The 20089-nt window shown below is 63.0% G+C and carries 18 protein-coding genes and 1 riboswitch; of the genes, 6 read left to right on the top strand and 12 right to left on the bottom strand.

What is annotated here, in order from left to right; translation table 11 throughout:
• Positions 1–21: 21 nt before the first annotated feature.
• The 3 genes from R3F00_RS06450 to R3F00_RS06440 all read right to left on the bottom strand — a co-directional run bounded on the left by R3F00_RS06450 (position 22) and on the right by R3F00_RS06440 (position 4945).
• Entirely contained in the window at positions 22–405 is a 384-nt protein-coding gene (locus R3F00_RS06450) for a hypothetical protein (RefSeq protein ID WP_371280928.1), read from the bottom strand.
• A gap of 71 nt (positions 406–476) precedes the next feature.
• Entirely contained in the window at positions 477–3665 is a 3189-nt protein-coding gene (locus R3F00_RS06445) for an efflux RND transporter permease subunit (protein WP_371280927.1), read from the bottom strand.
• Between the two features lie 179 nt (positions 3666–3844).
• On the bottom strand, positions 3845–4945 hold the full coding sequence (locus tag R3F00_RS06440; protein ID WP_371280926.1) for an efflux RND transporter periplasmic adaptor subunit: 1101 nt from the start codon (positions 4943–4945) through the stop codon (positions 3845–3847).
• 64 nt (positions 4946–5009) lie between these two features.
• Here R3F00_RS06440 and R3F00_RS06435 point away from each other — a divergent pair, with 64 nt between their 5' ends.
• Entirely contained in the window at positions 5010–5684 is a 675-nt protein-coding gene (locus R3F00_RS06435) for a TetR/AcrR family transcriptional regulator (RefSeq protein ID WP_371280925.1), read from the top strand.
• A 72-nt stretch (positions 5685–5756) separates the two neighbouring features.
• On the opposite strand, the gene R3F00_RS06430 is transcribed toward R3F00_RS06435, so the two are convergent.
• The 7 genes from R3F00_RS06430 to hemW all read right to left on the bottom strand — a co-directional run bounded on the left by R3F00_RS06430 (position 5757) and on the right by hemW (position 14492).
• Positions 5757–6095 carry a PilZ domain-containing protein gene (locus R3F00_RS06430; RefSeq protein ID WP_371280924.1) on the bottom strand — a complete coding sequence of 113 codons (339 nt, stop codon included), beginning with the start codon at positions 6093–6095 and terminating at the stop codon, positions 5757–5759.
• An 11-nt stretch (positions 6096–6106) separates the two neighbouring features.
• The gene (locus R3F00_RS06425) at positions 6107–8518 is read right to left on the bottom strand and encodes a DUF1631 domain-containing protein (RefSeq protein ID WP_371280923.1); all 2412 of its coding nucleotides are present in this window, start codon (positions 8516–8518) and stop codon (positions 6107–6109) included.
• Positions 8519–8608: 90 nt separating this feature from the next.
• Positions 8609–10411 carry a TonB-dependent receptor domain-containing protein gene (locus R3F00_RS06420; protein ID WP_371280922.1) on the bottom strand — a complete coding sequence of 601 codons (1803 nt, stop codon included), beginning with the start codon at positions 10409–10411 and terminating at the stop codon, positions 8609–8611.
• Between the two features lie 121 nt (positions 10412–10532).
• Positions 10533–10742: riboswitch (cobalamin riboswitch) on the bottom strand.
• Positions 10743–11000: 258 nt separating this feature from the next.
• On the bottom strand, positions 11001–12176 hold the full coding sequence (locus R3F00_RS06415) for a VWA domain-containing protein (protein ID WP_371280921.1): 1176 nt from the start codon (positions 12174–12176) through the stop codon (positions 11001–11003).
• A gap of 12 nt (positions 12177–12188) precedes the next feature.
• Entirely contained in the window at positions 12189–13037 is an 849-nt protein-coding gene (locus R3F00_RS06410; RefSeq protein WP_371280920.1) for an AAA family ATPase, read from the bottom strand.
• Between the two features lie 77 nt (positions 13038–13114).
• Positions 13115–13303: a CPXCG motif-containing cysteine-rich protein gene (locus tag R3F00_RS06405; RefSeq protein ID WP_371280919.1), complete on the bottom strand. Its 189-nt coding sequence runs from the start codon at positions 13301–13303 to the stop codon at positions 13115–13117.
• A complete protein-coding gene (gene hemW / locus R3F00_RS06400; RefSeq protein ID WP_371280918.1) occupies positions 13296–14492 on the bottom strand; it encodes a radical SAM family heme chaperone HemW in 1197 nt (398 codons plus the stop codon). The genes R3F00_RS06405 and hemW overlap by 8 nt, the downstream gene beginning before the upstream one ends.
• Positions 14493–14617: 125 nt before the next feature.
• Here hemW and R3F00_RS06395 point away from each other — a divergent pair, with 125 nt between their 5' ends.
• On the top strand, positions 14618–15463 hold the full coding sequence (locus R3F00_RS06395) for a hypothetical protein (protein ID WP_371280916.1): 846 nt from the start codon (positions 14618–14620) through the stop codon (positions 15461–15463).
• A gap of 11 nt (positions 15464–15474) precedes the next feature.
• Here the strand turns inward: R3F00_RS06395 and rdgB are convergent, their stop codons facing one another.
• Positions 15475–16068 carry an RdgB/HAM1 family non-canonical purine NTP pyrophosphatase gene (gene rdgB, locus R3F00_RS06390; protein ID WP_371280915.1) on the bottom strand — a complete coding sequence of 198 codons (594 nt, stop codon included), beginning with the start codon at positions 16066–16068 and terminating at the stop codon, positions 15475–15477.
• Complete coding sequence (gene rph / locus R3F00_RS06385) at positions 16065–16790, bottom strand: ribonuclease PH (RefSeq protein ID WP_371280914.1); 726 nt, start codon at positions 16788–16790, stop codon at positions 16065–16067. The genes rdgB and rph overlap by 4 nt, the downstream gene beginning before the upstream one ends.
• Before the next feature lie 72 nt (positions 16791–16862).
• Between rph and R3F00_RS06380 the strand changes: the two genes are divergently transcribed.
• The 4 genes from R3F00_RS06380 to mlaE all read left to right on the top strand — a co-directional run bounded on the left by R3F00_RS06380 (position 16863) and on the right by mlaE (position 20081).
• Positions 16863–17726, top strand: coding sequence for a YicC/YloC family endoribonuclease (locus R3F00_RS06380; protein WP_371280913.1), 864 nt, complete (start codon positions 16863–16865; stop codon positions 17724–17726).
• A 2-nt stretch (positions 17727–17728) separates the two neighbouring features.
• The gene (gene gmk, locus R3F00_RS06375; RefSeq protein ID WP_371280912.1) at positions 17729–18346 is read left to right on the top strand and encodes a guanylate kinase; all 618 of its coding nucleotides are present in this window, start codon (positions 17729–17731) and stop codon (positions 18344–18346) included.
• A gap of 140 nt (positions 18347–18486) precedes the next feature.
• Positions 18487–19317: an ABC transporter ATP-binding protein gene (locus R3F00_RS06370; RefSeq protein ID WP_371280911.1), complete on the top strand. Its 831-nt coding sequence runs from the start codon at positions 18487–18489 to the stop codon at positions 19315–19317.
• Positions 19314–20081: a lipid asymmetry maintenance ABC transporter permease subunit MlaE gene (mlaE, locus tag R3F00_RS06365; RefSeq protein ID WP_371280910.1), complete on the top strand. Its 768-nt coding sequence runs from the start codon at positions 19314–19316 to the stop codon at positions 20079–20081. Before R3F00_RS06370 ends, mlaE begins: the two co-directional genes overlap by 4 nt.
• The last annotated feature ends 8 nt before the right edge of the window (positions 20082–20089 follow it).

Here is a 20089-nt window from a genome sequence, read left to right as displayed (position 1 = left end):
TGCGGCTGTCCACGCGGGCCGTCATGCGGAACGGGAGCATCCGAGCACGCGCTCCGGCTGCGAGGCCGCCTGGCCGAATCGGGCCAGGGCGAGTGATCGCTTTTCCCGCACCGCGATGGTCAGCGGTCCATCGATTCGGGTCAGGGAGGCAAGAACATGCGCCTGCTCACTGGCGGAGGCGTTGAGCAATTGCAGGCCCAGCCACGCCGCGATCAGTCCGCGGTCGTCCACGGACAGTGCGGACATCGCTGAAATGGCCGAGCTGCGCAGATCGGCGATCCGGATACTGGTCGGGCGTCGGCTGCCTTCAAGCAGCGCCGACAGCGCGCGTTGCGCCATGCGCAGCGACCAGTCTTCCGCGTCGCGCGGCTTTCTGTCCGGAAAAATTCGGGATGCGTGACCCATGGTGGCCTCTTGTGGAAGCCTGCTCTGAGCAGGCGTGCGTTGGGGAAGAACGGGATCAAGCCTTGCGCTCTTCAATCCCCACCATGCAATTGCGAAGCCAAGGCCGGATCAGGGCCGGCTGCGGGCTTGATTCGGAACCAGGCTGCGTACAGGGCGGGTAGAAAAAACAGGGTCAATGCCGTCGCCACGGTCAGGCCACCCATGATGGCAACCGCCATGGGCCCGAAGAACGCGCTGCGCGAAAGCGGGATCATGGCCAGGATGGCGGCCGCAGCGGTCAGGACGATCGGCCGGAAGCGGCGTACGGTTGCGCCAACCACGGCATCCCAGGCTTCGATGCCGTCGGCGATATCGTGTTCGATCTGGTCGACCAGGATGACCGAGTTGCGCATGATCATGCCGAACATCGCGATCGTGCCGAGCATGGCCACGAAGCCGAACGGCACCTGGAACACGAGCAGGAACAGGACCACGCCGATCAGTCCCAGCGGTGCCGTCAGGACGACCAGCAAGACCCGTTGAAAGCTGCGCAACTGCAGCATGAGGACGCTGAAGACAACGATCAGGAACAAGGGAATGCCTGCATTGACCGAACCCTGGCCCTTGGCCGATTCCTCGACAGCGCCCCCGGTCACCAGGCGGTAGCCCAGAGGCAGGTCGGCGCGTATCGAGGCCAGCTCCGGTTCGATCACGGCGTTCACGCTGGCCGGTTGTCTCGAACCTTCGATGTCGGCGCGCACGGTCACCGTGGGCAGCCGGTCACGCCGCCAGATGATGCCTTCCTCGAAGCCGTACTCGATGGTGGCGATGTGTCCGAGCGGCACGCTCTTTCCGGATGCAGTCGGCACCGCGAGGCTCTTCAGCAGGCTGAGCCTGGCTCGTTCTTCGGCCGTTCCGCGCAGGAGCACGCCAATCAGCTGGTCGCGTTCGCGATAGGTTGCGATCGGCACGCCATTGAGCGAACTCTGCATGAAGTTGGCGACGTCTTCGGAAGTGACCCCGAGCACGCGCGCCCGGTCCTGGTCGATCGACAGGCGAATCACCTTGCTCGGCTCCTCCCAGTCGAGATTCACATTGCGTACATCGGGATTCTTGCGCAGGACATCGGCAACCTTGCGTGCCAGCTCGCGGATCGTGCCGATCTCCTGGCCTGAAACGCGGTATTGCAGCGGATAGCCGACCGGCGGGCCGTTCTCGAGCCGGATCACGCGTGCGCGCAGGGTGGGGAAATCGCCCTCGAACAGGCGCAGCAGGTCATTGCGCAGGGCCTCCCGCTCTTCCTTGCCATGGGTCAGCAGGACGAACTGGGCAAAGCTCGCCTGAGGCAACTGCTGGTCGAGCGGCAGATAGAACCGCGGTGAACCCGAACCCACGTAGCTGACATAGTTTTCCAGTTCGGGGCGCTTGGCCAGCCAGGCTTCCAGCTTGATCACTTCCGCCTCGGTGGCGTTCAGGGACGAGCCTTCGCTGAGCTTGAGATCGACCAGCAGTTCTGGCCGCGTGGAGTTCGGGAAGAACTGCTGCTGCACGAAACGAAAACCGAAGATGGCCAGGCCGAAGATGACGACCGTGGTAGCGATGACCAGGAAGCGATGTCTGACGCAGCTGTCGACCAGACCGCGGAAGCGGCGATAGAACAGCGTCGCGTAGGGGTCGTTCGATGCCTGCGTCGGGTGCTTGCCGATGCCGCCCAGCCAGGCCGGCAGGCGGCTGCGCAAGGCGTGAATTCGTGCGGCGACCGGGCCGCGCGAGCCCGCATCGACCTCGGCATGCGGATCCGGCAGCAGCTTGAAGCCCAGATACGGAATGAAGACCACGGCGGCAATCCAGGACAGCAGCAGGGCGATGGTGACGACTTCGAAGATTGCTCTCGTATATTCGCCGGTGCCGGATTTTGCCGTTGCAATCGGCAGGAATCCCGCTGCGGTCACGAGGGTTCCGGTCAGCATCGGAAATGCGGTCGATGTATAGGCGAATGCCGCGGCGCTGGCCCGATCCATGCCTTGTTCCATCTTGATCGACATCATTTCGACGGCAATGATCGCGTCGTCGACAAGCAGGCCAAGTCCGAGCACGAGTGCTCCAAGGGAGATCTTGTGCAGGCCGATGTCGAAGTAGTTCATCGCTGCGAATGTCATCGCCAGCACGAGCGGAATCGACACCGCAACCACGAATCCGCTACGCAGGCCGAGCGAGAAGAAGCTGACCAGCAGGACGATGATCACGGCCTCGCTCAGGGTGCGCACGAACTCGCCTACCGAGTTGCGCACGGCCGCAGGCTGATCGGCGACCTTGTGCAGGTCCAGACCTACCGGAAGGGTTCGGGCAATCTGCGCCGTAGCGGCTTCGAGTTGATGCCCGAGTTCGATGATGTCGCCGCCCTTGCGCATCGAAACCGCAATGCCGATCGCCTCGGTGCCGAGGTAGCGCATGCGCGGCTGCGGCGGATCCACGAAGCCGCGCTTGACCTCGGCGATGTCGCCCAGCCGGAACAGACGTCCGTTGTTGCCGCGAATGCTCAGTTCGCGAATGGCCTCGATGGAATCCAGTGCGCCGGTCGTGCGCAGATAGATCCGGTCCGTCTCGGTTTCGAAGCTGCCGCCCGCGACTACGGCGTTCTGCGCCGCAAGCGTCTGCTGCAATTCGAGAAAGGTGACGCCAAGCGTGGCCAGTTTCGCATTCGACGCTTCGACATAGATCTTGGGATCCTGGCGACCAATGAGCTCGATCTTGGCCACGTTCGGAACGCGCAACAACTCCAGCTTGATGCGTTCGGCATAGTCGCGCAGGTCGGCGTCGTCGAATCCTTCGCCGGTCAGGGCGTAGATGTTGCCGAAGGTATCGCCGAACTCGTCGTTGAAGAACGGTCCGCGGATGTCGCTCGGCAACGAATAGCGGACGTCACTCACCTTCTTGCGCACCTGATACCAGACGTCAGGCACGCGATGCGGGTCGATGGAATCCTTGACCACGAAGAAGATCTGCGATTCGCCCGGGCGCGAATAGCTGCGCAGGAAATCCAGATCGGGGATCTCCTGCAGTTTTTTCTCCAGCGTTTCGGTGATCTTGTCCGAGACTTCCCTGGCCGTGGCGCCGGGCCATTGGGTTTGCACGACCATCACCTTGAAGGTGAAGGGTGGATCCTCGGCCTGACCGAGACTGCGATAGGACCAGATGCCGACAACCGCCAGCAGGATGATCGAATAGAGCACCAGTGCCTGGTTGCGCAGCGCCCACGAAGATAGATTGAATGAAGGCATCGTTGCGCTCTCGGGCTATTCCCCTGCAGGCCTCGAGCGAATACTCCCGGCGCATGCCGACTTCGCGGAGGCGTGAGTCCTCTTCACTGTGCTGCTGGCGGGGAGAGGGAGGATCTCCAGCAGCACAGGAAGAGGGGTTGAACCGGTTGATTCTCGAGCCGGCGCGGATGTCGTCCAGATCAGAAGGTGACGCGGCGGTTGAGATCGTCGATCGGATTGATGACCTCCCCCTCGCGCAGACGGTGTACGCCCGCGGTCACGATCCAGCTCTCCGATTCCAGGCCGTTGTTGATCAGGGCACCGCTCTCGCCATAGTTCTGCAACTCCACGGCGGTGAGGTGGACCTTGCTTGTGTTCGGGTCGACCAGCCAGATCGCCGGCTCGCCATCCTTTTCGTAGAGCGCGCTCAGGGGAACGCGCACCTGATGTTCGTTGCCGGCTGAAGTGAAGTAGACGCGTGCGGTCTGGCCGAGGCGGGCGCCGCTGGCGTCCTCTGCGAAGGCGACGCGGACGCGATAGGTGCGCGTCGTCGAATCGGCGTCCGGGGCAATCTCGCGCACGCGAGCCTGCTGCAGCGTGCCGGATTCGGTCCACAACTCGACGGCGGCTTCGGCACCCACCTCGAGCTGCGCGATGGCTTGCTCGGGTACGCTGATCTCGACTTCCTTGGGGCCATCATGGGCCAGGGTCATGACGACCTGGCCGGCACCGACGACCTGCCCGGCCTCAGCCGAAACTGCCGTGATCACACCATCGGCGTCGGCGCGCAGCTCGGCGTAGTTGGCCTGGTTGCGGGCCGTGTCGAGCGCGGCGCGCGCCTCGGTGACATGGGCTTTCGCCGCTGCCAGCGCGTTGGTCTTGGCTTCGAGGTCGAACTGGCTGACAAAACGCTTGTCGCTCAAGGTCTTGTAGCGATCATGTTCGGATCTTGCCAGCTGGTAGGCTGCCTCGGCCGAGGCCAGCGTCGCCTGGGCGCTGGCCTGGGCCAGCTCCAGGTCGCGCGGGTCGATGGTCGCCAGCACCTGGCCGTTCCTGACGTGGGCGCCGACGTCGACCTTGCGCGCATTGATCTTGCCACTCACGCGAAAGCCCAGCCCGCTTTCGTGGCGGGCATGCACATCACCCGGGTAGACCTCGACACCCTGAACGCTGTTGGCCTCGACCTGGGCCACGCGTGCGATACGGGGCGGGGCAGCGATTTCGGCCTGTGTGCTGCAGCCCGCCAGCAAGGCGGCCAGCAGTGCGGCACAGGCAGTTCGGGCGACAGCGGTGGAGTGCATGGTTACAATTCCCGCAGGCAGCGACAGTTCGTGTACTGCGTGGTATAGTAATCATGCAAAACTGATGAGTCCAGTAATTTCTTCGATGAATGCATCCACCGCCAAGTCCTGTGGTCCGGGGCGTCCCAAGGATCTCGAAAAGCGGGCTGCCATCCTGCAGGCTGCCAAGCAGCTGTTTCCCGTGCACGGATTCGACGGAACCAGCATGGATACGATCGCGGCTCTGGCCGGTGTCTCCAAGCTGACCGTCTACAGCCACTTCACGGACAAGGAAAGCCTGTTCGCCGAAGCAGTCAGGGCGAAATGTGCCGAGCAGATGCCTGGCGAGTTGTTCGACGTCGACGTGCGCGGACCGCTGCGCGAGCAGCTGCTGGCCATCGCGCGAGCGTTCTTCGCCCTGGTGACCAGTGAAGAGGCCATTGCCTTGCACCGCTTGCTGACCACGGGTGCTGGCGGATCCGAAAAGCTGGCACAAATGTTCTGGGAAGCAGGACCGCAGACCCTGCAAAGCGAATTCGCGAGTTTTCTTGAACGTGAAGTGGAGGCCGGCCAATTGGTCGTGCCCGATATTCCGCGCGCTTCCTCGCAGTTCTTTTGCCTGCTCAAGGGTGAGCTGCATGCGCGTCAGCTTTGCGGATGCACCGGCGCTCCGTTTGCCGAAGCGGAAATCGAAGCGCACGTTTCGGCTACCGTCGACTTGTTCCTGCGTGCCTATGCGCCGCGCAATCCGGTCACCTGACAGGTCGCCACCGTCCGCCCAGCCAGGCCCGCGCGGTGGCGACACGAACCTTGCCGAAATTTCTCCAGCCGGCTAGTCCTCGAGATCGCCGAGCCAGGATTCGATCGCTTCGAGATCGCGGTCGGAGATGTCGATGAAATGGAATCCGGCCCAGTACTGACCCGGAACATTGGCGGGTTCTTCCCACATTTCCTGCGCCCCCACTTCAATCGTCTGGGGTTGCCCGCGACCATTGGTCAGCTCGAAGCCGAATTGGAACAGGGCGCCATCGGCGACTTTCTGATCGCACACCATCAGCATGCCATCAGCGGACAGATTGCCGATCCGCCCCATCGTCTGGCCGGTCATCTTGTTCGTGACCGGAATGGTCACGAAAGCGGCCTTGCGTGGTGAGCGTCTATGCTCGTTCATTTTGGTAACCCTCACGCTGAAGCAGGTAGACCCGGCTGCCCGGTGAATTGCTGCAATTTGCCCATGATCGCTTTCCAGGCGCGGTCAATGAGGCTGCCTGATTCGTTCTTGTGTATGCGCACCTGACCCCGGACCAGATCCCTGGCCAGCTGCTCGATGGTCTTTTCCTCGGCACGTGCGCCACGCTGGTTGACGAATAGGCACCGGCCCGTGACGGTCGAAAACCAGGCCAGCTTGCGACGCACCACGCTGCCCTGCTGGTTGGTGACGAACTCGAACCAGGTGCCAAATGGCAATGTACGGATTCGCTGGACCATGTCCTTTTCTTCGGCAGTCAACGGCTTGGGCGGACCGTCACCCTCCGCTGCCTTTTCCCCGGCCTTGCCGGTCGCCACTTCTCCACCGAGGCGCGCCTTGTTCTTGAGCGCATGGGCCAGTTCGGTGTGGCTGGACTTCTTCTCGACCGAAGCCGGATCAAACAGCTTGGCTACAACACCTTCGACTTCGTCGCTATGCAGGCCGACCTGGAGCAGGCCACTGCGCACTTCCTCACGGACCTTGTCCTCGACCTTGGCGACATCGGAGCCGGAGCCGATCTGCATCAGCTGGTCGGCAACGGCAAGGCAACGGCGATAGGCCTGGCTGTCCTCGCCTTGCCGCAGCAGGGTCAGGGCCAGAACGTCGGTCCATGCCTGCTCGAGGACAGCGCGTACCATCGGTGCCGGCTTGCCGCGCTTGAGCAGGCGGGCGATCGCGGAATTTGCCTGTTCGCGTGAAAGGTCGAGTCGCTCGCGTCCTTTCGCGGCGTCGATGTGACGGCGTTCGGTGATTTCGGCGCGGCGGGTAATCTGGGACATGTAGCGGCCCAGGTCATCCAGCAGCGATTCCACCAGAGTCATGTCGCCGGTGAATTCCTTCGAGACCCGGTCGACCATCGAAGTCATTGTGTCGACAAGGCCGGTATCGGTCTCCTCGTCACCCATCCACATCACGCTGGCTTCAGCCACGTTGTTCAGCAGCTGTCGTGCCGGATGATCGCGCTGGGTGAAGAAGTTCTTGTCGCTGATCGCGCTGCGCAGCACCGGCACCTGCAGTTTGGAGATCAGCTCGCGGCTGCCGGAATGCGAAGCAAGGTTCTGGCCGATGTAGTCGAACAGCATGCCGACCAGATCGATCGTGTCGGAATCCTCTTCGGCCAGCACGGGCGTCTGGCCATCCGGACTCTTGGCGCGCAATTCATTGAGCAGATCCTGCTTGACGTGGCCGATGCTCCGCGGCACGGTCTTTCCGTTCTGCTGAATGGGTTCGGCGGAGATGGACTGCAGCGCCCCGAGTACACTTTGCAGATCTTCGCGCGTCGCCATGTATCCGGATGGCGATGCTGGTTGCTGGACATCCAGCGAACGCCTGCGTTCGGCCAGCAGTCCGCGCAGCGATGCGAACAGATTGGAGTCGGGTTGCTCCGAGAGTGAGGAGGACGGGTCGGCCGGGAAACTCTGCGCCGCTGCAGGTCTGCGCGGGCTCGGGCCGGGCTGACCGGGAGCGGGCCGGCCTTGAGCCGGCGGGCTGCTGGCGTAGCGTTGGCCGGGCTGGGGCTGGCCGCCGGAAGGCGACTCTGCCGCCGTACCTTCTTCGCCACCCGGTGCCTGCTCCGCATCCGCTGCCGGAGCCTTGCCGCCGCCCGTTTTCTGCGCGGGACCCTTGTGCCCCTGGAATTGCAGGTTCGGCAACACGCCCTGTTCTGCAAGATAGCGATTCAGGTTCTCGTAGAACTGTCCGATCGTGCCCATGACCACGCTGTCGAAATCATGGAACACGTTGATGCGGTCTTCCTGCTCGAGATCGAGTTCGCACAGCGCATATTCGAGGGCCCTGGCCAGGGCCATCGGGCCCAGCGGCATGTCGCTCGATTCGAAAGCCGCGCGACCGGCAATGACGCCGAGCCGGTGCCCGAGCAAGTGCAGGGCAGAGGTGTGCCGGATTTCGGTCTTGTTGCCGATATCCTGGATGGCCAGGGAAATCTCGAGGTCGCGAGAGTCGACCAGCTCAAGCTTGGTCTGGTTGCGGTTGGCCCGCCCGGGCGCCTGCTCGGTGTCGGAGGGCTCCTTGTCGATCGTCGCCAGGCTTGATTCGAGATGGACGAGGAATCTCGGCAGCATGTCCGATTTGCCGCGCTTGATCTCGCGGATCGCCTCGAAGAATCGCGCCTGTTGTTCGTTGCTGCGAGCACAGTCGGCCTGCTTGAACAGGCGTTGCTCGACTTCATCGAACAGCTGGCCCAGCGCACCCTCGAAGTACGCGGTGCGTTCCTGCAGTCCGTCCAGCAGGAAACGCACGCGTCTGGGAAACGCGCGCTCGGCAAGTCTCACCAGTTTGACCTTGTTCTCAGCTTTTCCGGCCGATCCACTTGCAGCGTTGCTCACAGCCTTTCCCCACGCGCTCCAGCCAGCATTCTGGCATGGAGCGGGGGCGTGTGACAGATGCGAGGCCGGATGCCTCGCTGTCGGCGCCGATCAGTCGCCTGACCAGACCACCTCGAGCAGGATCGATCTGCCTGGCGTGTTGTACCCGTAGGCCAGTTCGTAGTCGACGTTTCCGATGTTCTCGGCACGGGCGACCACGGACCATTGCGGCGAAAAATCCCAGCTTCCGCGCAGGTTGACGAGGGTATAGGGCTGCAACTTGATGCCGGCCACGTCCTGACGTTCGCCGGAATGAAACAGCTCGATGCCGAACCTCCCCGATTCGCCGAAAACGCGGTCCAGCGAACCTGCAAACTTTTGTTCCGGGCGCCGAAGCAGGGGTGTTCCGCTGTCCTCGTTGCGCGGATCCTGCCAGGTGTAGGCCAGATTCATCTGCCACGATCCAGCCTGCTTTTCGTAGGCCAGCTCGACGCCGTCGATGCGTGCCTTGGCGATGTTCTCGGCCTGAAAATCCACGCCGGTGAAGCTGATCAGGTTGGTGATCCGGGTCGAGTAGGCGTTGACCTTGATCTGTTGCCCGGTAGCGGGCGAAAACTCCAGGCCGATCTCCGCACTGCGCGACTCTTCCGGCTGCAGGTCCGGATTGCCCGCGTACAGACCCCCGAAGCCAGGCGAATACTGTTCGTTCAGGGTCGGGCCGCGAAAGCCTTCTCCGTAGCTCGCATAACCACGCGCATTGTCCCCGAAGCGCCAGCCTGCCGCGGCCGAACCTGTCCAGTGGGTACCGAACAGGCTGTTATCGTCGAAGCGGACGGCGACCTCGCTGTCCAGTCGCTCAGTCCCTGCATGCCACCCTGCATACAGACCGGTGTTGTTGCGGCTTTCGTCGTATACCGGCGAATTGCTGAAGGTATCGAGGTTCTCGCCCTGCTCGTTGACGTAGTCGATGCCGAGAATCAGGCGCTGGGACCTGGCCAGGGCAATCTCGTTCTGCCAGCCCAGGGAATCCCGCCGCGTTTCGAACTGCGAAAAATAGGCGGGCGTCTGATATTGCTCGAAGTCATAGCCCAGATTCAGCCGGTGTTGCCAGGCTGACGTGATGTGGCCGGAGACCGAGCCATTGAACACCTGCTCGGTGAAATTCGATTCGCCACCTGCGAATTCGGCCGAGCCCTGGCTGCGCACGAAAACACCGGCAAGCGTCTGCTCGCCCCAGGTGTAGTCGGCGCGTGCACCCAGATGCTGGTTGCTCAGGCCGTGGTCCTTGTCCTCGTACCCGAAGCCGTTTTCGTTCTGGCTCGGAAATCCTCCGACGCTCCGAGCGCCGATCTGGACACTGTATCCGCCCTGGTCAAAGCGCTGGCCGATGCCGACATCGGCCTTGGCATCTTCATAGCTGCCATAGCCCACGGCGATGCGCGGGCCATCGAGTTTTCGCGTGAAGATCTGTATGACACCACCAATCGCATCCGAGCCCCAGTAGCTTGCACGCGGACCGCGCACGATCTCGATGCGTTCGATCGAGGCCAGCGGCAGGGTCTCCCAGGTGAATGCGCCCGTACTCAGCGAAGCCGCACGAACGCCGTCGACCAGCACGAGCACATTGTTGTTGTTGGTGCCGCGCAGGAACACCGAAGTCTGGCCTCCGGCACCGCCGGTGCGGGCCACGTCGACACCGGCCTGCAAGCGCAGCAGGTCGCTGATGTCGCGCGTGCCGCTGATCTCGATGTCTTCACGCGTGATGACGCTGACATCGGCCAGGGTGTCGTCAATGGTTTGTGCGAAGCGCGTGGCCGTGACGATGACATCCGGCTGCAGGATGGGATCGTCTGCACGGGCGGTGCCGCCAAGCGCGGCAAGAAGGCTGATCGAAAACAGGAAATTACGGTACATGATGGATTCTCCGGACGCACACCCGCGAAAAACCAGGGGTTGCCACGGAGAAACAAGCGCGCGTGGACGGAGCCACTCATGCCCGTCCGTTGCCCGCCGCAACGCCTGGAACTGAAGACGTCATCAGACGTCTGCCTCAGGCCGGTCTCCGGGCTTGCAAGCGATGCGGATCGCATCGGCCTGATCACCTTCCCGTGCGTTGCACAGTGGTCAATCGATCAGGTTTGTCTTGCCTACCGTTGCGGGGGCAGCGCCGGAATTGCGACGAATCGCGGACCGGCTTCCCGTTTCACCCGATCAGAAATCGGGCACCTGTGGTGGCGCGCAGTGTACCTGATGGGAAGGCGGGAGTGGGGGATAGGGATTGGGGATTGGGGATTGGGCGGCGCAAGGCGCGCCGCTAGCCAGGGAAGACTGTTTCCCGGAGCAGTCGGGCGCCACCTCTTGTGGAGAATAATTCGCTGTACCGCCAGAAGCGATACAACCCAATCCCCAATCCCCAATCCCCAATCCCTATTCCCTATTCCCTATTCCCTATTCCCTATTCCCTATTCCCTATTCCCTATTCCCCGTTCCCCACTCCCGGCTCCTACCGCCCCAGATAGCGCATCGCGTCGGCTAGACCGTGTGGCGTCAGCGGATACATCCTGTCCTCGACCAGCTCGCGGACGAAGTCCGTCGAGGGGGTGTAGCGCCAACGCTCGATGGGCGTCGGGTTGATCCAGACGACCTTGCGGAAGCGTTCCTTGAGGCGATTGAACCAGACCGAACCCGGTTCCTCGTTCCAGTACTCGACGCTGCCGCCTTCATGGGTGATCTCGTACGGCCCCATCGCGGCATCGCCGACGAAGACGACCTTGTGGTCGGGGTTGTAGCGACGCAGTACCTCGGTGGTCGGCGTGGCTTCATTGCTGCGGCGCAGGTTGTCGCGCCAGACATGGTCGTACAGAAAGTTGTGGAAATAGAAATGTTCCAGCCGCTTGAATTCCGACTTGGCCGCGCCGAACAATGACTCGCAGGCGTAGACGTGTTCATCCATCGAACCGCCGACATCGAGGAACAGCAGGACCTTGACCGCGTTGTGTCGTTCCGGGCGCATGCGGATATCCAGCATGCCGCCTTCGCGTGCCGTTGCCGAGATCGTGCTGTCGAGATCGAGTTCCTCGGCCGCGCCCTCGCGTGCGAAGCGGCGCAAGCGGCGCAGCGCTATCTTCAGATTGCGCGGCCCCAGTTCGGCATCACTGTCGAGGTTCCTATAGACGCGCTGGTCCCAGACCTTGGCCGCCATGCGACCGCCGCCCTTGCTGCCGACACGGATCCCGCCCGGATGGAATCCACCCGCACCGAACGGGCTGGTGCCGCCCGTACCGATCCAGCGGTTGCCGCCGGAGTGACGCTCCTTCTGTTCTTCGAGGCGCTTGCGGAATTCTTCCATGAGCTTGTCCAGACCGCCGAGCGCTTCGATCTTCGCCTTTTCCTCGTCGCTGAGCAGGCGCTGCATGCTCTGGCGCAGCCATTCGTCCGGGATTGCCGCCAGTTGTTCCGGGCCAATCGATTCAATGCCGCCCAGGTACTGTCCGAATGCACGATCGAAACGATCGTAGTGGCGCTCGTCCTTGACCAGGATCGTGCGCGCCAGCGCGTGCAAGGCGTCATGGTCGGCAAAGGCGAAGTCGGCCTCGAGCGCGGCCATGAAGTCCAGCCACTCGCGCAGAGTGACCGGCACGCGGGCCGAACGCAGCGCTTCGAAGAATCCGATCAGCATGACTCGGGCCGATCAACCGCGATTCTGGCGTCGATGCATGAAGGCCAGCCGTTCCAGCAGCTGTACATCCTGCTCGTTCTTGATCAGGGCGCCGTACAACGGCGGGATGGCCTTGGCCACATCGCGTTCGCGCAGCGCGGACACCGGAATCTGGTCGGCCAGCAGCAGCCTGAGCCAGTCGATCAGTTCCGAAGTCGAGGGCTTCTTCTTGAGGCCCGGAATCTCGCGCAGCTCGAAGAACATCTCGAGCGCGCGCGAAACCAGATCCTGGGCAATATTCGGATAGTGAACGGCGACGATGTCTTCAAGCGTGGCCCGGTCCGGAAACGCGATGTAGTGGAAGAAGCAGCGACGCAGGAAAGCGTCGGGCAGTTCCTTCTCATTGTTCGAGGTGATGACAATGATCGGTCGCTGACGCGCGCGCACCGTTTCGCCGGTTTCGTAGACATGGAATTCCATGCGATCGAGTTCGAGCAGGAGATCGTTCGGGAACTCGATATCGGCCTTGTCGATTTCATCGATCAGCAATACGGCGCGCCGATCCGACTCGAAAGCCTCCCACATCTTGCCGCGCTTGATGTAGTTGCCCACGTCCTGCACACGCGGATCGCCGAGCTGGGAATCGCGCAGACGGCTGACCGCATCGTATTCGTAGAGCCCCTGCTGGGCCTTGGTCGTCGATTTCACATGCCAGGTGAACAGCGGCGCTTCGATGGCGCGGGCCACCTCTTCGGCCAGCAGGGTCTTGCCGGTGCCGGGTTCGCCCTTGATCAGCAACGGGCGCTCGAGCGTGATCGCCGCATTGACCGCGAGCTTGAGTTCATCGGTGGCGACGTAGCGATCAGTGCCGGCAAATTTCATGGAGTTGATTCCTGGGGATGAATGGGCAGTGTTGTGGCAGGACAGCGCCTCGACGCCAGCGCGAGTGCCACCGGTTGTCAGTCACGATCCGTGTTCGTGCGTACATCGGTCAAGTCGCCGGATTCGTCGACGCTGATCCGAACCTCGATCGGGCGGCAGCAGATCGCACAGTCCTCGACATAGGCCTGACTGCCCGCCGAGCTGTCGACCGAACTCTCGAAACTTTCGCCACAATACGGGCAATGCAGAGTCACGGCGTCAAGCATGCTGTTTCCTGGTCTTGTCGGTCGGCTCGGGCAGAAACAGTGCGATCACGTCGTTCAGGAGGCGTTGACCCTCGGTCGTGGTGCGCAGGAAATCCGCATCCGGAGTGATCCAGCCTCGGGTTCGTGCCTCCTCGATTATCGGGGCGATCACTTCGAATCCAAGCCCGGTGAATTTCTCGAAATCCGTTGATGGCACGCCGTCGACCAGGCGCAGCGCGTTCATCATGTATTCGAAGGGCAGGTCGACCGCGGCCAGCGCCACGTCGCTGGCGATGCCGCGTCTCGCGCCGGCATGTTCGAGATAGGCGCGTGGCGTACGCTGCTTGGCACGACGGTGGATCGTGCCAGTCGCCGCGTCGCTGAGCTTGCCGTGGGCGCCGGCGCCGATGCCGAGGTAGTCGCCAAACTGCCAGTAGTTGAGATTGTGCGCGGAGCGCTTTCCCGGTCGTGCATAGGCCGAAATCTCGTACTGCGCGTAACCCGCATCGGCCAGCCGTTGCTGGCAGCGCTCCTGCATGTCCCAGGCCGCGTCGCTGTCCGGCAGTACCGGCGGTCTTGAGGCAAAGACCGTATTCGGCTCAATGGTCAGCTGATAGTGCGAGACATGGGTCGGTGCCAGCGCGATCGCGCACTCGACATCGCGCACTGCGCCGGCCAGGTCCTGGCCGGGCAAGGCGTACATGAGATCGATATTGAAGTTGTCGAATCCGGCATCGCGCGCTTCGGCTACGACGCGCGACGCATCGCTGGCCGAATGGATGCGGCCCAGGCGGCGCAGCTTCTCGTCATCGAAACTCTGTACGCCCAAGCTGATCCGATTGATGCCGGCACGCAAATAGCCATCGAAACGTCCGTACTCGACCGTGCCCGGGTTGGTTTCGAGAGTGACCTCCATATTCGCGCCGCAGGCCAGCCGATGGCCAACGCCATCGAGGATCCTGACGATCGAATCCGGCGAAAACAGGCTGGGCGTGCCGCCGCCGAAAAACACGCTGCGCAGCGCACGACCGGCCAGGGCCCCGCCGAAGTCGGCGAGGTCACGGTCCAGATCCGCCAGCAGGGCGGACACGTAAGCCTGCTGCGGAATCCCGCCCACCTGCGCATGCGAGTTGAAATCGCAGTAGGGGCACTTCTTCACGCACCAGGGAATGTGGATGTAGAGCGACAAGGGTGGAACGTTCATGGCCATGTCGACCATTGTAGGCTCTTGCTCGCCGCCGGCCGGAACTTGTTCATGACCGATCTCAGGCAGTGCGAGCGCAGCGGAGCAGGATGCGCGGGAGAGCCATCCAGGGCGACAGGACCGGAACACCGATGAAAGTGATCTACTCCGAACGGATCGTTGCTGACGCACAGTCGTTCTCGCCGAGTGCGCGAAAGCCGCGCGAAGTATTGGCTTCCTGGCGGCGGCGGTTCCCGCCTCTGGACGTGCTCGAACCCGAACCGGTGACAATCGACGAGCTGAGCCTGGTGCACGATCCGGATTATGTGCGCGGCGTGCTCTCTCTGAAACGGGCCAACGGATTCGGCAATCATCTGCCCGAAGTGGCGGCCAGCTTGCCCTGGACCAGTGGCGCGATGCTCGGTGCGGCACGCGTGGCCATGGCCGAGGGCTGCGCTGTCGCCCCGGTCGCCGGCTTCCACCACGCCGGCTACGCCAGCGGTGGCGGGTTTTGCACGTTCAACGGGCTCATGGTCACAGCGGCCGTGCTGCGCAGCGAGCAGACATCACTGCGGGTCGGGATCCTGGATTTCGACCAGCACTACGGCAATGGCACGACGGGCATCATTCGCGAGCTGGGTCTGCACTGGGTCGAGCACTATTCGGCAGGCGCGTGGTGGGATCAGGTTGAACAGGCAGAACGATTTCTCGACGAGATTCCGGCAATCATGCAGAAGTTTTCGAGATGTGGCGTGTTGCTGTACCAGGCCGGGGCCGATCCGCATGTCGACGATCCGCTTGGCGGCTGGCTGAGTACGGCGCAGTTGCGCGAGCGTGATCGGCGCGTCTTCACGCTCTGCAGGCAAATGGCATTGCCTGTAGCGTGGAATCTGGCCGGTGGCTACCAGGCCAACCTGCGCAAGGTGCTCGATATCCACGACAACACGATGCTGGAATGTCTGGCGGCGTTTTCCGAAGACATTGACATGCCTGCCTGACCCGACCGGCGTCAGCTTGCCGATTGCAGCAATTCACGCAAGCGGGCCAGGGCCTGGCCACGGTGACTGATGCGATTTTTCTCGGCCGGATCCAGCTCTGCAGCGCTGGCATTGCGTTGCGGGTCAAGGAAGATCGGATCGTAGCCGAACCCGGCAGTGCCGCGGGCCGCGTTCAGGACTCGACCGTGCCAGCGCCCTTCGGCAATCAGTGGAGCCGGGTCGTCGGCATGGCGCAACAATACGATCACGCAAAAGAAGTGGGCGCCGCGGGATTCCTCAGGGACATTCCTCAGCGCGTCCAGCAGCTTGTCAATGTTGGCACCGCTGTTGCCATGCTCTCCGGCATAGCGGGCCGAAAGCAGGCCAGGCGCACCATCCAGCGCATCGACACAGATTCCCGAATCGTCGCCCAGTGCGGGCAGACCCGTGAGCCGGGCCGCGTGTCGTGCCTTGAGGATCGCGTTCTCGACGAAGGTCGCGCCGGTTTCCTCGACGTCGGAGACGCCGAGTTCACCCTGGGCCACCAATTCGATGGCCATGCCTTCGAGAATCCCGCGCATTTCGACGAGCTTGCCAGCGTTGCCGCTGGCCAGGACCAGTCTCATGATGCCAGCGCGTTGCGCTGGAAGTCGCAGAGTTCGGCAACACCCTTGCCGGCCAGGGCCAGCAGGGCATCCAGTTCCTCGCGGCGGAAGGCATGGCCTTCGGCCGTGCCCTGGATCTCGATGAAGCCGCCGCCGTCGTTCATGACCACGTTCATGTCGGTGTCGCAGGAGGAGTCTTCGGCATAGTCCAGATCGAGCACCGGTACGCCGTTCCAGACTCCGACGGAGATGGCTGCAACGGCACCCACCACCGGGTCGCGCTTGATCAGCCCGCGTCGTTTCAGATTGCTGATGGCGTCGACCAGGGCCACGTAAGCGCCGGTGATGGCGGCGGTACGGGTTCCGCCATCGGCCTGCAGTACATCGCAATCGAGCGTGATCGTGCGTTCGCCCAGGGCTGCGCGATCGACACAGGCGCGCAAGCTGCGACCGATCAGACGCTGGATTTCCATGGTCCGGCCGCCCTGTCCGCCGCGCGCGGCCTCGCGTTGCATGCGATCGTGGGTGGAGCGCGGCAGCATGCCGTATTCGGCGGTCAACCATCCTTCGCCCTTGCCGCGCAGGAAACCGGGGACTTTCTCCTCCACGCTGGCCGTGCACAGCACGCGCGTATCGCCAAACGAGATCAGGACGGACCCCTCGGCATGGCGGGTAAAGCTTCGTTCAATCGAGATCGGGCGCAGTTGATCGGGCGCGCGGCCGCTGGGGCGCTGCAATGACATGGGGGCTTCAGGCTTTGGCAATCCGGCCGCGCAGTTTACCATTGCCGGCCAAGTCACCGATGGATCGGCACCATGATTCGCAGCATGACGGCTTTCGCCGGCGCAGAAAGCGAGACAGAGTTTGGCAATCTCAGTATCGAGTTGCGCTCGGTCAACCACCGCTATCTGGAGTTGAGCCCGCGTTTGCCTGACGACTTGCGCAGTTTCGAGCCCCAGTTGAGGGAAACACTCACGGCGCGCCTTTCCCGCGGCAAGGTCGATGTCAACATTCGGCTGAAATCCGCTGCAACGCGGAGCGCATCGCTGGATCTCGACGAGGCCCTGCTTGATCGGCTCGCTGAGAAGGCCAGGGTACTCGGCAGCCGTTTCCCCGCCATGAACGTCGACTTCACCAGCCTGCTCAACTGGCCCGGTGTCCTGTGCGAGCCATCGGCCGACACCGAAGGTCTGCATGCCGCGGCCGCGAACCTGCTCGAGCAGGCGCTGGCAGCCTTCATCGCGGCCAGGGAAAGGGAGGGCGAGCGCCTGGCCGGATTCCTGAACGATCGCCTGAAGGGAATCGAGGAGATTGTCTCCTCCGTGCGCGAACACTTGCCGGAAGTGCGCAAGGCGGCGCGCGCCCGGCTCGATCAGCGCCTGGCCGAAATCAAGCAGCCCGTGGATCCCGGTCGAATCGAGCAGGAGATTGTCCTGCAGCTGCAGCGCATGGATGTCGATGAGGAACTGGACCGCCTGGCCTCGCATATTGCCGAGGCCCGGCAAAGCCTGGACACCAGCGAGGCGGTGGGTCGCCGGCTCGATTTTCTGATGCAGGAGTTCAATCGCGAGGCGAACACGCTGGGCTCGAAGGCGGCCGATCCGCGCACGACCAAGGCGGCGGTGGAGCTCAAGGTCCTGATCGAACAGATGCGCGAGCAAGTGCAGAATCTGGAGTAGTCGTGTCAGGCACCCTTTACATCATCGCGGCCCCGTCCGGCGCCGGCAAGACAAGCCTGGTCAAGGCGCTGCTTGAGCGCGAACCGGAAATTTCGCTTTCCGTCTCCTATACCTCGCGAATGCCGCGCGCCAACGAGGTCGATGGCCAGCACTATCATTTCGTCTCGCGAGAGATCTTCGAGCACATGGCCGCGGATGGCGCGTTCTTCGAGTACGCCAACGTGCACGGCGACTACAAGGGCACGGCGCGCACGGCAGTCGAGCCGCTGCTTGCGGCGAATCGTGATGTGCTCCTCGAGATCGACTGGCAGGGAGCCCGGCAGGTACGAGAGCAGTGGCCGGAGACGCTGAGCATTTTCATCCTGCCGCCCTCGCGCGTCGAACTGGAGCGCAGATTGCGTACCCGCGCCTCCGACAGTGCCGAACAGATCGCCCGGCGCATTGCCGACTCGCGCATCGAGATCGCGCGCGCGCCGGAATTCGACTACATCGTCGTCAACGATGATTTCGCCACTGCCATTGCCGACCTGCGCGCCATCTTCTGCGCGCGTCGCCTGCGCCGGGACGCCCAGCTCAAGCGCCAGGTCAGCCTGCTCGATGATCTGCTGAAGCCTGCCTGAGCAGAATTCAGCAGCGACAGTTGACGCGCCTCCGGGATCGGCTATGGTTCGGCGACAGACCGGAATCGATGCCATGTGATTCGACAGCCGGCTGTTCCGTTCCCGATTCAAGCCCACGGCACGCACTGTTTCGAGCACTCATGACCGAGTCTGAAGGCGCACAAGCCACCGCCCACGTGCAGATTCGCGGTCTGCGCACGGCGCTCAACGGCAAACGGATCTTCGACCGCATCGACCTTGATATCCCGCGCGGCAAGATCACCGCCATCATGGGTCCGAGCGGTACCGGCAAGACGACCCTGCTGCGCCATATCACCGGCCAGCTGGCTGCCGACGCGGGCGAGATTCGCGTGGACGGCAAGAATGTTCCGGACCTGTCGCGAAAGGCCCTGTTCAAGCTTCGCGAGAGGATCGGATACCTGTTCCAGAATTCGGCCCTGCTGACCGACTTCAATGTATTCGAGAACGTCGCGTTTCCGCTGCGTCAGCATTTGCGCTTGCCCGAAGCGCTGGTGCGCAATATCGTCCTGATGCGCTTGCAGGCGGTCGGCTTGCGCGGTGCGGCCGAGTTGATGCCGGCGGAGCTCTCCGGCGGCATGGCCAGACGGGTCGCGCTGGCCAGGGCGATGATTCGTGACCCTGACCTGATGATCTATGACGAGCCGTTTGTCGGCCTCGATCCGGTGGCGCTCAATCAGATACTCAAGCTCATCAGGGTCGTCAATGACACGTTGGGCATCACCAGCATTCTTGTCGCGCACGAGTTTGCCGCAGTGCGCCGCTCCGTCGATCACGTCTGTCTCATCGCCGATGGAAAGCTGATCGCCCACGGCAGTCCGCAGGAACTGGCCGAAGGCGACTCGCCCTGGACGCGACAATTCTTTGGCGGCGCGGCCGATGGCCCGGTGCCGTTCCAGTATCCGGCTGGCGATTACGCCGCCGATCTCGGCTTTCCGGAATCCCCGGCATGAACCCGAACCGCAAACCGGGCCCTGTCGCGAGCGCACTGGCCGAGGTCGGAGAGGCGGGACTGTTTCTGCTGGCCATTCTGGCGGCGATCCCTGGCAGCCTGCGTCATCTGCGCGAAACCTTGCGCCAGATCTGGTTCGTCGGCGCGATGAGCCTGATCATCATCATGACCTGCGGGCTGTTCGTCGGCATGGTGCTGGCTCTGCAGCTTTACTACACCCTGGCCAAGTTCGGCGGCACAGCCGCGCTGGGCACGGTCGTCGCGCTTTCGCTGTTTCGCGAGCTGGGTCCGGTGGTTACCGCCCTGCTGTTTGCCGGGCGGGCAGGTACCTCGATGACGGCCGAGATCGGATTGATGCGCGCTACCGACCAGCTCTCGGCGATGGAAATGATGGCGGTCGATCCGATGTCCTATGTCGTGGCGCCGCGGTTCATGGCCGGAATCGTCGCCATGCCGCTGCTTGCCTGCATCTTCAGCGCACTCGGCATTCTCGGTGCCCAACTGGTCGGGGTCAGTTGGCTGGGACTCGACAACGGCACGTTCTGGGGCAACATGACCGCCAATGTCGATGTCTGGAAGGATTTCGCCAACGGCCTGTGGAAAAGCACGGCGTTTGGCGCCGTGGTTGCACTGACGGCCACTTTCCAGGGCTATACGACTGCGCCGACCAGTGAAGGCGTGGCCTACGCCACCACCCGCACGGTGGTTTCCTCCTCGATCATCGTGCTAGCCCTCGATTTCGTGATGACCGCTTTCCTGATGTGACCGGACCC

The organism is Dokdonella sp. (assembly GCF_041395345.1).
Lineage (GTDB): Bacteria > Pseudomonadota > Gammaproteobacteria > Xanthomonadales > Rhodanobacteraceae > Dokdonella.
The sequence above is the reverse complement of the archived record's forward strand: the minus strand, read 5'-3'. Positions and strand labels throughout refer to the sequence as shown.

Coding starts and splice junctions, on each gene's coding strand:
- R3F00_RS06440 (WP_371280926.1), bottom strand. CDS start 4,945: ATGCACTCCACCGCTGTCGCCCGAACTGCCTGTGCCGCACTGCTGGCC.
- rdgB (WP_371280915.1), bottom strand. CDS start 16,068: ATGAGACTGGTCCTGGCCAGCGGCAACGCTGGCAAGCTCGTCGAAATG.
- mlaE (WP_371280910.1), top strand. CDS start 19,314: ATGAACCCGAACCGCAAACCGGGCCCTGTCGCGAGCGCACTGGCCGAG.
- R3F00_RS06420 (WP_371280922.1), bottom strand. CDS start 10,411: ATGTACCGTAATTTCCTGTTTTCGATCAGCCTTCTTGCCGCGCTTGGC.
- R3F00_RS06380 (WP_371280913.1), top strand. CDS start 16,863: ATGATTCGCAGCATGACGGCTTTCGCCGGCGCAGAAAGCGAGACAGAG.
- rph (WP_371280914.1), bottom strand. CDS start 16,790: ATGTCATTGCAGCGCCCCAGCGGCCGCGCGCCCGATCAACTGCGCCCG.
- R3F00_RS06370 (WP_371280911.1), top strand. CDS start 18,487: ATGACCGAGTCTGAAGGCGCACAAGCCACCGCCCACGTGCAGATTCGC.
- R3F00_RS06410 (WP_371280920.1), bottom strand. CDS start 13,037: ATGAAATTTGCCGGCACTGATCGCTACGTCGCCACCGATGAACTCAAG.
- R3F00_RS06450 (WP_371280928.1), bottom strand. CDS start 405: ATGGGTCACGCATCCCGAATTTTTCCGGACAGAAAGCCGCGCGACGCG.
- R3F00_RS06405 (WP_371280919.1), bottom strand. CDS start 13,303: ATGCTTGACGCCGTGACTCTGCATTGCCCGTATTGTGGCGAAAGTTTC.
- R3F00_RS06435 (WP_371280925.1), top strand. CDS start 5,010: ATGAGTCCAGTAATTTCTTCGATGAATGCATCCACCGCCAAGTCCTGT.
- R3F00_RS06415 (WP_371280921.1), bottom strand. CDS start 12,176: ATGCTGATCGGATTCTTCGAAGCGCTGCGTTCGGCCCGCGTGCCGGTC.
- hemW (WP_371280918.1), bottom strand. CDS start 14,492: ATGGCCATGAACGTTCCACCCTTGTCGCTCTACATCCACATTCCCTGG.
- R3F00_RS06395 (WP_371280916.1), top strand. CDS start 14,618: ATGAAAGTGATCTACTCCGAACGGATCGTTGCTGACGCACAGTCGTTC.
- R3F00_RS06445 (WP_371280927.1), bottom strand. CDS start 3,665: ATGCCTTCATTCAATCTATCTTCGTGGGCGCTGCGCAACCAGGCACTG.
- R3F00_RS06430 (WP_371280924.1), bottom strand. CDS start 6,095: ATGAACGAGCATAGACGCTCACCACGCAAGGCCGCTTTCGTGACCATT.